The sequence below is a fragment of the Streptomyces termitum genome, from assembly GCF_014650175.1.
Classification (GTDB): Bacteria; Actinomycetota; Actinomycetes; order Streptomycetales; family Streptomycetaceae; genus Streptomyces; species Streptomyces termitum.
The window spans coordinates 240,478-253,231 of record NZ_BMUL01000011.1; the positions used below are offsets into that span (position 1 = coordinate 240,478).

The 12,754-nt window shown below is 72.4% G+C and carries 9 protein-coding genes; 4 read left to right on the forward strand and 5 right to left on the reverse strand.

The features are described from left to right. The 5 genes from IE219_RS21765 to IE219_RS21785 form a co-directional block, all read right to left on the reverse strand. Entirely contained in the window at positions 1 to 2,313 is a 2,313-nt protein-coding gene (locus tag IE219_RS21765) for a molybdopterin oxidoreductase family protein (protein WP_189979979.1), read from the reverse strand. Next, entirely contained in the window at positions 2,314 to 3,444 is a 1,131-nt protein-coding gene (locus IE219_RS21770; protein ID WP_189979981.1) for an MFS transporter, read from the reverse strand. It abuts the gene before it with no gap. A gap of 114 nt (positions 3,445 to 3,558) precedes the next feature. Beyond that, the gene (pflA, locus tag IE219_RS21775) at positions 3,559 to 4,377 is read right to left on the reverse strand and encodes a pyruvate formate-lyase-activating protein (protein ID WP_189979983.1); all 819 of its coding nucleotides are present in this window, start codon (positions 4,375 to 4,377) and stop codon (positions 3,559 to 3,561) included. Between the two features lie 42 nt (positions 4,378 to 4,419). Continuing rightward, positions 4,420 to 6,690, reverse strand: a complete 2,271-nt coding sequence (gene pflB / locus IE219_RS21780; protein ID WP_189979985.1) for a formate C-acetyltransferase — start codon at positions 6,688 to 6,690, stop codon at positions 4,420 to 4,422. 172 nt (positions 6,691 to 6,862) lie between these two features. Next, positions 6,863 to 8,284 (reverse strand): NarK family nitrate/nitrite MFS transporter, encoded by a 1,422-nt coding sequence (locus IE219_RS21785; RefSeq protein ID WP_189979987.1) that lies wholly within the window; start codon positions 8,282 to 8,284, stop codon positions 6,863 to 6,865. 576 nt (positions 8,285 to 8,860) lie between these two features. Between IE219_RS21785 and IE219_RS21790 the strand changes: the two genes are divergently transcribed. The 4 genes from IE219_RS21790 to IE219_RS21805 all read left to right on the forward strand — a co-directional run bounded on the left by IE219_RS21790 (position 8,861) and on the right by IE219_RS21805 (position 12,693). Then, positions 8,861 to 10,033: a low temperature requirement protein A gene (locus tag IE219_RS21790; protein WP_189979989.1), complete on the forward strand. Its 1,173-nt coding sequence runs from the start codon at positions 8,861 to 8,863 to the stop codon at positions 10,031 to 10,033. A gap of 34 nt (positions 10,034 to 10,067) precedes the next feature. Further along, entirely contained in the window at positions 10,068 to 10,538 is a 471-nt protein-coding gene (locus tag IE219_RS21795; RefSeq protein WP_189979991.1) for an NUDIX domain-containing protein, read from the forward strand. Between the two features lie 46 nt (positions 10,539 to 10,584). Next, positions 10,585 to 11,718, forward strand: a complete 1,134-nt coding sequence (locus tag IE219_RS21800) for a P1 family peptidase (protein ID WP_189979992.1) — start codon at positions 10,585 to 10,587, stop codon at positions 11,716 to 11,718. A 198-nt stretch (positions 11,719 to 11,916) separates the two neighbouring features. Next, positions 11,917 to 12,693, forward strand: a complete 777-nt coding sequence (locus IE219_RS21805) for a DUF6227 family protein (RefSeq protein ID WP_189979993.1) — start codon at positions 11,917 to 11,919, stop codon at positions 12,691 to 12,693. Positions 12,694 to 12,754: the final 61 nt, after the last annotated feature.

Genomic DNA, 12,754 nt, shown 5'->3' on the forward strand with positions numbered 1-12,754 from the left:
TCAGCTCCTCTCCGCGGTGCCCCGGCCCTGCGGGGACGTGGGCGGCAGGGGGTCGGTGCGGGACACCTGGGTCTCCGGGTAGGCGGGCTGTCCCGGGGCGGTCGGCGGGGCGGGGACCTCGTCGACGCGTTCGGCGGCCTCGATGCGGGCCGCGCACACCTTGTACTCGGGGATCTTGGAGCGCGGGTCGAGGGCGTCGATGGTGAGGGCGTTGGCAGCGGTGGGGACCGGCCAGTGGTAGGGGATGAAGACGGTGTCGGGGCGGATGGCCTCGGTGACCAGGGCGGGGAAGACCTCGCTGCCGCGGCGGGTGACGACGCGGACGGGGTCGCCGTTGCGGAAGCCGTGGGAGGGGTGGACCTCGACCCAGGGGCGGGGGGTCTGCTCGACGAGGGCGCCGAGCCGGCGGGTCTGGTTGCCGGAGAGGAAGTGGGCGACGGTGCGGCCGGTGGTGAGCGAGAGGGGGTACTCCTCGCTGTACGGGTCCATCGGCGGGTGCCACTCGACGACCTGGAGGTGGACCTTGCCGTCGGGGTGGTAGGTGCGGCCGTCCTCGAAGAGGCGGGGGGTGCCGGGGTGGTCGGTCGTCGGGCAGGGCCAGGCGATGCCGCCGGTCTCCTCCAGGCGCTCGTAGGTGATGCCGTAGTAGTCGTTGACCGTGCCGGCGGAGGCGATGCGGAGCTCCTCGAAGACGGAGCGGGAGTCGGGGAACTCGAACTTGTCTCCGGCGCCGAGCCGTTTGGCGAGCTCGCGGATGACCCAGGTGTCGGTGCGGACCCCGGCCGGGGGTTCCTGGGCCTTGTTGTGCTTGACGACGCGGGCCTCGGCGTTGGCCATGACGCCCTCGTCCTCGGCCCAGACGGTGACGGGGAAGACCACGTGGGCGTTGGCGGCGGTCTCGGAGAGGAAGAAGTCGAACTGGGCGTGGAATTCGAGGGTGTCGTACCCCTCCTTGACCGTGGCGTAGTTCGGGAGGGAGACGAAGGGGTTGTTGCAGATGCCGATGAGGCCGCGGATCTCGCGGCGCTGCATCTGCCAGACCATCTCCATCATGGAGGTGCCGGCGGGCGGCAGTTCGGACTCCTCGATGCCCCAGATCTCGCAGATCTGGCGGCGGTGCTCGGGGTTGGTGATGGAGCGGCCGCCGGGGAGCAGGTCGGACTTCTGGCCGTGCTCGCGGCCGCCCTGGCCGTTGCCCTGGCCGGTGATGGTGCCGTAGCCGGCGCCGGGCTTGCCGATGTTCCCGGTGGCGACGCAGAGGTTGATGATGGTGAGGCAGTTCTCGACGCCCTGGGAGTGGTGCTCGACGCCGCGGGCGTGCCAGGCCATGGCCCGGCCGGCGCCGGCGAACATGCGGGCGACCTGGACGATCTGCTCCTCGGGGACGCCGCAGACGGCGGCGGAGCGGGACGGCGGGTAGGCGGCGACGGTGGCCCTGACCTCGTCCCAGCCGGTGGTGTGGGCGGCGAGGTACGCCTCGTCGGTGAGGCCCTCGGCGACGATCACGTGCAGGACGGCGTTGAAGAAGGCGGAGTCGGTGCCGGGCTTGAGGGCGACGTGGACGTCGGCGGTGCGGGCGACGGCGGTCTGCCGGGGGTCGACCACGATGAGGCTGGCGCCGCGGTCCCGCGCGCCCCACAGGTACTGGGTCATCACCGGGAAGCATTCGCCGACGTTGGAGCCGGCGATGAGGAGGCAGTCGGTGAGGAGGATGTCGGAGAAGGGGTTGCCGGCCCGGTCGATGCCGAAGGCGAGCTTGTTGGCGCCGGCGGCGGAGACCATGCAGAGGCGGCCGTTGTAGTCGACGTGCCGGGTCTTGAGGGCGACGCGGGCGAACTTGCCGACGAGGTAGGTCTTCTCCGAGTAGAGGCTGGCGCCGCCGAGGAGACCGAAGGCGTCGGCGCCGTGCTCGGCCTGGATGCGGCGGATCTCGGCGACGGTGTGGTCGAGGGCCTCGTCCCAGCTGACCTCGCGGAACTCCTCGTGGCGGCTGCGGCGCAGCAGCGGGGCGGTGAGCCGGTCGGGGTGGTTGACCTGCTGGTAGGCGTTGATGCCCTTGGGGCAGAGCCGCATCCGGTTGATGTCGTGGTTGCGGGGTTCGACGCCGAAGACCTTGCCGCCGTGGTCGACCCGCAGGTACATGCCGCACTGCACGCCGCAGAAGCAGCAGTGGGTGGGGACGAGGGTCTCCCCGTTCTGGTCGGCGTGCCAGCGGTCGGCGGGGATGCCTCCGGCGTCGCGGAAGCTGCGGGTGCCGGGCGGGGCGACGGAGGGGTCGAGCGGCAGCGCGCGGGACGGGTCGGTGGCGGTCACTTACTGGAAGCCCTTCTTGACGTGGGTGAGGTAGGCGTTGCCGCGCAGGACGCGTTTGCAGCGGGGGCAGTACTCGGCCCATTCGTCGAAGTCGAGCTTGAGGTCCTTCATGGTGCCGCGCAGGTTCTCGACGTAGGCGGCGGTGTCGATGGGCTCGTGGCAGCGGCGGCAGGTCTTCAGTTCCCCGTCGGCGTCCTTGTCGCGGGAGGTGTACTTGAACAGCTGCATGCCGACGGCGGCGGGCCGCTGCACGATGTGGAAGAACTTCCCGAACGGGATGTAGATGAGGGTGAAGACGACCGAGACCATGTGGAGGACGGCCAGGAACTCGTAGCCGCCGCCGTGCAGGAAGATCGACGAGAAGGTGAGCAGGAGGCCGGTCACCGAGACGACGACCAGGGCGATCAGCGGGATCAGGTCGTAGGCGAAGCGCTGGCCGGTGATGGCGCCGCGGTCCTTCATGCGCCGCCACAGGAAGTAGGAGGCGCCGGAGATGACGAGGACGGCGGCGATGTCCAGGCCGTGGAACATGAGCCAGCCGATGATGTTCAGCGCGTTGAAGCCGAGGACCTTGAAGCCCCAGATCCGCATCTCGTAGCCGGGTCCGTCGCCGCTGCCGGAGGTGAAGGTGAACCAGCCCCAGGTGAGGGGGAAGGTGATGAGCGCGGCGAGGACGCAGCCCCAGAAGAGGAGCTGGTGGGCGGCCCAGCGGGCGTGCGAGCGGGCGCCGAGGAACTTCTGGAGGCCGAGGTAGGTGGCGATCATCTTCGGCAGGGCGGTGGGGGCGCGGCGGAAGTTGGCCGCGGAGAAGAAGGAGCGCCAGCCCTGGCGGAAGAGGCGCCGGGCGCCGGGGGCGGAGACCCACACGGTGTAGCGGTAGGCGACGCCGAAGGCGAGGAAGACGGTGGCGACGGCGTAGGGCAGCAGGGCCGAGTCGAAGTCGCGGAGCAGCCTGCTGCCGAAGACGATCGCGAGGATCAGCAGGGCGGAGACGGCGGCCCCGGCGAGGACGGCGCGGCGGCGCACGGCGGCGGGGGTCTGGGGCGCGGGGCCGTCCGCGGCCGGTGCGGCACCCGGGGCGGGCGGGTCCGGCGCGGGGGTGGGATCGGCGGTCTGCGGTGGCTCGGTCACGGGGCCACGGTAGGACGCGTGTGCCTATTTAGCCCGTTTTGAACCCTTCGGGAGTGAACGCGTCGCGCCCCTTCCCCGGCGGGGGGGAAGGGGCGTGGGAGAGGAGACCGACGGTCAGACCGCGTGCAGGCCGTGGGCTCGGAAGACCTCGCGGGCGGACGCGACCCGCTCCGGGGAGGGCGCCGGGGTGTCGTGGAGGGTGAAGGTCTTCCCCAGCGCCTGCCACTTCGCCTCGCCCAGCTTGTGGAAGGGGAGGACGTCGACGCGGGACACGTTGCCGAGACCGCCCGCGAAGGCGGCGACGCCCTCCACGTCGGCCGGGTCGTCGGTCAGGCCCGGGACGAGCACGAACCGGACGTGCACCTCCCGGCCCAGGTCGGCCAGCCGACGGGCGAAGTCCAGGGTCGGCCGCAGCGGCCGGCCGGTCACCTTCCGGTACGTGTCGGGGTCCCAGGACTTGATGTCGAGGAGGACGAGGTCGGTGTCGCGCAGCAGGGCGTCGGTGGCGCGGACGCCCAGGAAACCGGAGGTGTCGAGGGCGGTGTGCAGGCCCAGCTCGTGCTTCAGGCGGTGCAGCAGCTCGCCCGTGAAGACCGGCTGGAGCAGCGGCTCGCCGCCCGAGACGGTGGCGCCGCCGCCGGAGGCCGCGATGAAGCGGACGTACTTCGACGCCTCGGCGATCACGGCGTCGGCGGAGGTCCGCTTCCCGTTCCGCATCTTCCACGTGTCCGGGTTGTGGCAGTAGAGGCAGGTCAGCGGGCAGCCCGACAGGAAGGTGACGAAGCGGGTGCCGGGCCCGTCGACGCCCGTCGAGAGGTCCCAGGAGTGCACCGACCCCTCGGACGGGCGGTGCGTCGCCGCGGCCGCCGGTGTGGCGGCCCGGACCGGTGGGACCTGGCGGACGGGGATGCCCGGACCGAGCAGCGTGGTCATGGCAGGACCTCCTGGGGGAGGAAGGGATGGGTGGGACGGGGTTCAGAGGGAGCCGTGGAAGGTGCGGTTGAGGACGTCGAGCTGCTGTTCGCGGGTGAGGCGGACGAAGTTCACGGCGTAGCCGGAGACCCGGATGGTGAGCTGGGGGTAGTTCTCGGGGTGCTCCATGGCGTCCATGAGGACGTCGCGGTTCAGGACGTTGACGTTCATGTGGAAGCCGTCGACGGCCGTGTAGCCGTCGAGGACGCCGGCGAGGTTCGCGATCCGCTCCTCGGGGGTGCGGCCGAGGCCGTCGGGGGTGACGGTGTGGGTGAGGGAGATGCCGTCCTCGGCGTCCTCGTAGGGGAGCTTGGCGACCGAGAGGGCGGAGGCGACGTAGCCGTGGGTGTCGCGGCCGTTCATCGGGTTGGCGCCCGGGGAGAAGGGCTCGCCGGCGCGGCGGCCGTCGGGGGTGTTGCCGGTCTTCTTGCCGTAGACGACGTTCGAGGTGATGGTGAGGACGGACTGGGTGTGCTCGGCGTTCCGGTAGGTGGGGTGCTTGCGCACCTTGCGCATGAACTCCTCGACGAGTCCGACGGCGATCTCGTCGGCGCGCTCGTCGTTGTTGCCGTAGGCCGGGTAGTCGCCGTCGATCAGGTAGTCGGTGGCGAGTCCGGTCGCGTCGCGGACGGGGGTGACCTTCGCGTACTTGACGGCGGCGAGGGAGTCGGCGGCGACGGAGAGTCCGGCGATGCCGCAGGCCATGGTGCGGCGCACGTCGCGGTCGTGGAGCGCCATCTCCAGGCGCTCGTACGCGTACTTGTCGTGCATGTAGTGGATGACGTTGAGGGCGTGGACGTAGACGCCGGCGAGCCATTCCATCTGCGCGTCGAACTTGGCCATGACCTCGTCGTAGTCGAGGACCTCGGAGGTGAGGGCGCCGGTGGCGGGGCCGACCTGGGCGCCGGACTTCTCGTCGCGGCCGCCGTTGATCGCGTACAGCAGGGTCTTGGCGAGGTTGACGCGGGCGCCGAAGAACTGCATCTGCTTGCCGACGGGCATGGCGGAGACGCAGCAGGCGATGGCGGTGTCGTCGCCGAAGCGGGGGCGCATCAGCTCGTCGGACTCGTACTGCACGGACGAGGTGTCGATGGAGACCTTGGCGCAGAACTCCTTGAAGCCCCGCGGGAGGCTCGGCGACCAGAAGACGGTCATGTTCGGCTCGGGGGCCGGGCCGAGGTTGTAGAGGGTCTGGAGGTAGCGGAAGGAGGTCCGGGTGACGAGCGGGCGGCCGTCCTCGCCCATGCCGCCGATGGACTCGGTGACCCAGGTCGGGTCGCCGGAGAACAGTTCGTCGTACTCGGGGGTGCGCAGGAAGCGGACGATGCGGAGCTTGATGATGAAGTCGTCGATGATCTCCTGCGCCCGCTCCTCGGTGAGGACGCCCGCGTCGAGGTCGCGCTGGAGGTAGACGTCGACGAAGGTGGAGGTGCGGCCGAGCGACATGGCGGCGCCGTTCTGCTCCTTCACGGCGGCCAGGTAGGCGAAGTACAGCCACTGGACGGCCTCGTGGCCGCTGGTGGCGGGGCCCGAGATGTCGTGGCCGTACGAGGCGGCCATGGCCTTGAGTTCGCCGAGGGCGCGGATCTGCTCGGCGAGTTCCTCGCGGAGCCGGATGGTCTCCTCCAGGGAGCGGTTCCCGGCGGGGAGGGCGTCGAGTCCGGCCTTCTCCTCCTTCTTCACCTCGATGAGGCGGTCGACGCCGTAGAGGGCGACGCGGCGGTAGTCGCCGATGATGCGGCCGCGGCCGTAGGCGTCGGGGAGGCCGGTGACGATGCCGGCCTTGCGGGCGGCCCGGATCTCGGGGGTGTAGGCGTCGAAGACCCCGGCGTTGTGGGTCTTGCGGTGCTCGGTGAAGACCTTCTCCAGCTCCTCGGAGACCGGGTAGCCGTAGGTCTCCAGGGCGCCGGCGACCATGCGCCAGCCGCCGTAGGGCATGATCGCGCGCTTGAGGGGGGCGTCGGTCTGGAGGCCGACGATCAGGTCCTTGCCGCGGTCGATCCAGCCGGGGGCGTGGGCGGTGATCGTGGAGGGGATGTCGTACGCGACGTCGTACACGCCCTTGGCGCGCTCCTCGGGGAAGCGGTCGGTGACGGCCTTCCAGACGGCGAGGGTCCGGTCGGTGGGCCCGGCGAGGAAGCCGGCGTCGCCCTCGTACGGGGTGTAGTTCCGCTGGATGAAGTCGCGGACGTCGACGGCGTCGCGCCAGAGGCCGCCCTTGAAGCCCTTCCAGGCCCGCTCGGTCACCGTGGTCTCCGCAGGGGTGGCAGTCATTGCCCGCACCGCCTTCTTCGAGTCGTTCGATCGCGTCGTTGCTTGCCTCCATTCCACTCCTCCCGGCCGGTCGCGGACGGCGGCATTGGTCACCGGCGCAGGGCCGTAGGTCCCCTTTCCCGAGATGCGGAAAGGCCCCGCCGGGGCGGGACCTTTCACGGCGGGGCAGGGCCTAGCTGGGGGCCTCGGCGCCCTTGCGGGCGTAGAACCACCAGGCCACGGCCATGCAGCCGGCGTAGAAGGCGACGAAGCCCCACATGGCGCTGGTGACGGCGACGGAGCCGAAGAGGGCGGGGATGAAGAAGAAGCCGTACGCGGCGATGGCGGAGGTGAAGCCGGTGACCGCGCCCGACTCCATCTCGGCCTGCCTGAGGGCGCGGGCGTGCTCGGGGGTGCCCTCGGTGAGGCCCTTGAGGTGGGTGCCGCGGAAGATGACCGGGATCTGGCGGAAGGTGGAGCCGTTGCCGATGCCGGAGAAGAAGAACGCGGCGAGGAAGCAGAGGAAGAAGCCGGGGAAGGAGCCGGGGTCGCCGCCGGAGGGCAGGAAGGCGATGACGCCGATGAGCGAGGCGGCCATGCCGGCGAAGGAGAGGAGCGTGACGCGGGCGCCGCCCCACTTGTCGGCGATCCAGCCGCCGGCCCAGCGGGCGAGGGCGCCGACGGCGGGGCCCATCCAGGCGTAGGTGGCGACGGAGTAGTCGGGGAAGGTCGTCTTGATCAGCATCGGCAGGGCGGCGGCGAAGCCGATGAAGGAGCCGAAGGTGCCGACGTAGAGCCAGGTCATCAGCCAGTTGTGCTTGCGCTTGAAGATGACCTTCTGCTGGGCGAAGGGGGTGGAGGCGACCTTCAGGTCGTTCTGGCCGAACCAGGCGACGGCGGCCAGGACGAGGACGACCGGGACCCAGACGAAGGCGGCGTTCTGGAGGTGGACGGGGGTGCCGTCGGCCTTGTGCTGGGCGGAGCCGATCGCGATCGTCGACCAGGTGATGACGATCGGGGTGAGGAGCTGGACGACGGAGACGCCGAGGTTGCCGAGCCCGCCATTGATGCCGGTGGCGCCGCCCTTCTTCGCCTTGGGGAAGAAGAAGCCGATGTTGGCGAGGGAGGAGGCGAAGTTGGCGCCGCCGATGCCACAGAGGGCCGCGATGGCGACCATCACGCCGTAGGGGGTGGCGGGGTCCTGGATGGCGATGCCGAGCCAGATCAGCGGCACGACCAGGACGACCGTCGACAGGGCGGTGAAGCGGCGCTGGCCGATCATCGGGCCGAGGAAGGTGTAGAGGATGCGGGCGGTGCCGCCGGTGAGGCCGGGGATCGCCGTCAGCCAGAACAGCTGGGAGGTCGAGAAGCCGAAGCCGACGTCCTTGAGGTTGGTGGCGGTGACCGACCAGACCTGCCAGACGACGAAGGCGACGAGGAGGGCGGGGACGGCGATCCACAGGTTGCGGTGCGCGACCTTCCGGCCGATCGACTTCCAGAAGAGCTCGTTCTCCGGCTCCCAGTCGGTGACGGTCCGGCCGGGACGGTACTGGTCCGCGTCGTACGAGGCGGGGGCCCCGCCCGTGGTTCTGCTGCCCTGGACTACGGAACTCATGGCACTTCCCTGATTTCCCTGACGTTCACGAGGTTTCCCGTGGCCCTCGCCTTGCTTCTCCAGGCTGCTCCGGGGCGGCGGGGCGCGGTCAGTGCCGATGGTCGGCGGGCGGGCGGGCCTAGGTCGGCCTCCGGGACGGGCCTAGGTCCCGAAAGGGAGGCGTGGGGGCGGGCCCGTCCGGAGGCGGGCCGGTCCGGAAGGACAGGCGCCCCCGGGCCGCTCGCGGCGGCCCCCGGAAGGGGGTGTGGGGCCGTCGGTCGCGGGCCGGGGGCGGTCAGGGGGCCGCCGGAGCCGTACGCGTACGGGAGGCGGCGCGGGGGTGGCCGTGGGCGCGGTCGCTTCCGGCGTCCTCCCGCTCTCCTCCGACCGTAGGGCGGGACGGACCGGGTTCCGCCCCGGAAAAGACCCGCCCGTCCGGGACCTGCGGCCCGGCCGAACGGGACGAACGGCCGTTCCGGTGCCGGTCGCGTTCTGCCCGGCGGACCGGGCCACGCCGTCGGCGGACCGTCACCGGCCGCCCCGGCCGGTGGCGGAGCGGTCCCGGGCCCGGCGGGCGGGGTGTGCTGTCCTGGCCCCATGACACGATCTTTCCTGCCGCTCACGGCGCGGTCCCGCGAGGAGTCGCACCGGGCGTCCACACCGCTGGAACTCTTCTTCGACCTGTGTTTCGTGGTCGCCGTCGCGCAGGCGGGCGCGTCGCTGGTGCACGCGGTCGCGGAGGGGCACGCCGGGACGGGCGTGCTGAACTACGCGATGGTCTTCTTCGCCGTGTGGTGGGCGTGGATGAACTTCTCGTGGTTCGCCTCGGCCTACGACAACGACGACGTGCTGTACCGGGTGATCACCTTCGTGCAGATCGCCGGGGTGCTGGTGCTGGCCGCGGGGGTGTCGCGGGCGTTCGAGGAGCACGACTTCCTCGTGGTGTACCTGGGTTACGTGGTGATGCGGCTGGCGCTGGCGTCGCAGTGGCTGCGGGCGGCGCACCACGCGGGGTCGGCGGCGGAGCGCACGATGTGCCGGCGGTACGCGGGCGGGGTGCTGGTGGTGCAGGTGGGGTGGCTGGCGCTGCTGTTCGTGCCGGAGGGGGCGCTGCCGTGGGTGTTCCTGGTGATGGCGCTGGCGGAGGTGGCGGTGCCGCTGTACGCGGAGAAGGACACGCCGAGCGCCTGGCACCCGCACCACATCGCGGAGCGGTACGGCCTGTTCACGATCATCGTGCTGGGCGAGTCGGTGGCGGCGGCGACGGTGGCCGTGAAGTCGGGCATCGCGGAGCACGACGCGCTGAACGAGCTGCTGCCGGTCGCGGCGGGCGGGCTGCTGATCGTCTTCTCGGCCTGGTGGATCTACTTCGTGGTGCCGGCGCACGACCGGCTGACGGACAGCCGGCAGGGCTTCCTGTGGGGGTACGGCCACTACGTGATCCTCATGTCGGCGGCGGCGATCGGCGCGGGCCTGGAGATCACCGTCGAGGAGGCGGTGGGCAAGGCGCACATCAGCACGCTCGCGGCGTCGGCGTCGGTGACGATCCCGACGGCGGTCTTCCTCCTGTCGGTGTGGCTCCTGCACGCCCGCCACTTCAAGACGGGCCTCGCCCAGCAGGCGGTCCTCCCGGGCTCCGCCCTCCTGATCCTCCTGTGCTCCTTCGCGGGCCGCTGGGCGGTCCCGGCGGCGGGCCTGGTCGCCGCGGCCACGGTCGCGGCCGGCGTGACCCTGACGGCCCGCGCCACGAAACCGGCCGGGAACAACTGACGGCCCGCCGCGCGCCCCGTGGAAGGGTGAGCGCATGGCACGGACCGAGTACTACGACGATCCGGGGGCTCCGGAGCCCAACAGTCTGGTCGTGGCGGCGTCGGCCGTCGTGACCGATGAGCGGGGCCGCATCCTGTTGCAGCGCCGCCGGGACAACGGGCTGTGGGCGCTGCCGGGCGGCGGGATGGACATGGGCGACTCGCTGCCCGGTACAGCCGTCCGGGAGGTCAAGGAAGAGACCGGTCTGGACGTGGAGATCACGGGGCTCGTCGGCACCTACACCGATCCGCGCCATGTCATCGCGTACGACGACGGGGAGGTGCGCCGGCAGTTCAACGTGTGCTTTCGGGCACGCGTGGTGGGCGGCTCGCCGGCCGTCTCGGACGAGAGCACGGAACTACGGTTCGTGGCCCCGAGCGAGCTGGCCGCGCTGCCCATGCACCACACACAGCGGCTACGGCTGACGCACTTCCTGGAGGACCGGCCGGCGCCCTACCTCGGTTAGCGGCCGGGCCGGGGCGGTGGGGCGGGGGCCGTGGTAGGCAGGGGGGATGACGGAACAGGCGTACGACCGGTGGGACGGGAACGGTGACGGGGCCGGGTCCGGGGACGGGATCACGGACGTGTCCGGGATACGGGTGGGGCACGCGCGCGTGGCGGGGGCCGGGGCGCTGTCGGGGACGACGGTGGTGCTCGCGCCCGAGGGCGGGGCGGTGGCCGCGGTGGACGTGCGCGGCGGCGGGCCCGGGACCCGGGAGACCGACGCCCTCGACCCGAGGAACGTGGTCCAGCGGATCGACGCGCTCGTCCTGACCGGCGGCTCCGCCTACGGCCTGGAGGCGGCGGCCGGGGTGATGGCCTGGCTGGAGGAGCGGCACCGGGGCGTGCGGGTGGGGCCCCGGCCCGAGCACGTGGTGCCGGTGGTGCCGGCGGCGTGCGTCTTCGACCTGGGCCGGGGCGGCGACTTCGCGGCCCGGCCGACGGCCGCGACGGGCCGGGCCGCGGTGGAGGCGGCGGCGGAGTCCGGGGACCACGCGCGCGTGCCGGCGGGCGCGGTCGGCGCGGGCACCGGGGCCGTGGTCGGCGGGCTGCGCGGCGGTGTCGGCACGGCGTCCGTCCGGCTGCCGTCCGGGATCACGGTGGGCGCCCTGGTGGTGGTGAACGCGGTGGGTTCGGCGGTCGATCCGGCGACGGGGCTGCTGTACGGGAGCCTGTTCGGCGGCGCCCCGCCCGTGCCGCCGACGGCCGGGGTGCGGGAGGCGGCGGCCCGGCGGCTCGCCCGGGCCCGTGCGGCGTCGTCCGCTCCCCCGCTGAACACCACCCTGGCGGTGGTCGCCACGGACGCGGTCCTGACCCGCGCCCAGGCGCGGAAGGTGGCGGGCACGGCCCACGACGGCATCGCCCGCGCGATCCGCCCCGTGCACCTGATGAACGACGGGGACACCGTCTTCGCGCTCGCCACCGGCGCCCGCGAACTGCCGTCCGGGCCGGGGCCGCTCGCCCTGAACGAGGTCCTCGCGGCCGGCGCGGACCTGGTGACCCGGGCGATCGTCCGGGCGGTCCGGGCCGCCCCCGGCGGCCTGCGCGGACCGGGCGGCGACTTCCCCTCGTACGGGGAGCTGTACGGGGAGCCGTACGGGGAGTCCGGCGGGGGACCGGACGGGGAACCGGACCGGGAGCGCTGAGGGGGATCCGGGCGGGAAACCGGACGGCAGGACCGGGCGGGGAGCGCTGAAGGGGAGCCGCGCCGGGCGAAGGGGCGCGGGCGGGCGGGAACTTCGTCGGGCGGCCCCTCGTTCTCCGTAATCCCGGCCCTGTTGTCGGACCCAGGGACTACGTTAAGCAAGCACCGAGTGACATGCGGCGACGGCCTGGAGACCCCCTTGAACGATCCGCGGGACCACTTCGATCCGTACGAGACGACCGAGGCGCACGTCGAGCGGCTCCTCGGCCGGGCGCTCAACTCCTTCGACCTGCCCGACGCGCTGGTGGAGCGTCTGGAGTCGGCGCTCGCCCACTCCACCGCGCTGCACTCCTCGCTCCACTCCGCGGCGCTGCGCCGCACCGTCCACCGCCACACCCATCTGCTGGCCGACGGCTCCGTGCTCGTCCTGTGGGAGCTGACGCACAACGCCGGGCGGGACGGTGCCGAGCGGCACGAGCTGTACCGGGAGGAGTCCGAGGCGCGGCTCGCCGCGGACCGGCTGCCCGCCGGGCCGCCGTCGGGCTGGACCGTGGAGCGGTCCGACGGCCGGGCGCCGGACGAGGACGACGGCCTGGCCGCGTTCGCCGCGCTGCTGGCCCGCCCGATACCCGCCCAGCCCCGGATGTACGTGCCGGACGACTCGGCGGACCACGCCCGCCGCGTCCTGCGCCGCGCGGAGAACGCGGACCGGCCCGGCGAGCGGACCGCCCGCCTGCTGAGGATCGCGTTCGCCCACCACATCACCCAGGTCTTCGGGCGCAGTTGCCCGGTGGCGGGCGGCCGGGACGCCGGATTCAGCCTGTACGAGCACCAGTTCCTGCTGCTCGACGGCAGCGAGTTGAGCCTGTGGGAGGTCGAGCACACGGCCACTCCGGACGGCCGGCACATGTGCGAGGTGTACGAGTCGGAGCGCGCGGCGCGCGGCGCGATGGAGGCCCGCTCCCGGGTCCGCTGAGCCGCCGCCCCGCCGCGTGCGGAGACGGCGCGGGGCCCCGCTCCCCCGGAGAGGTCCGGAG

Coding starts and splice junctions, on each gene's coding strand:
- pflA (WP_189979983.1), bottom strand. CDS start 4,377: ATGACCACGCTGCTCGGTCCGGGCATCCCCGTCCGCCAGGTCCCACCG.
- IE219_RS21790 (WP_189979989.1), top strand. CDS start 8,861: ATGACACGATCTTTCCTGCCGCTCACGGCGCGGTCCCGCGAGGAGTCG.
- IE219_RS21795 (WP_189979991.1), top strand. CDS start 10,068: ATGGCACGGACCGAGTACTACGACGATCCGGGGGCTCCGGAGCCCAAC.
- IE219_RS21785 (WP_189979987.1), bottom strand. CDS start 8,284: ATGAGTTCCGTAGTCCAGGGCAGCAGAACCACGGGCGGGGCCCCCGCC.
- IE219_RS21800 (WP_189979992.1), top strand. CDS start 10,585: ATGACGGAACAGGCGTACGACCGGTGGGACGGGAACGGTGACGGGGCC.
- pflB (WP_189979985.1), bottom strand. CDS start 6,690: ATGACTGCCACCCCTGCGGAGACCACGGTGACCGAGCGGGCCTGGAAG.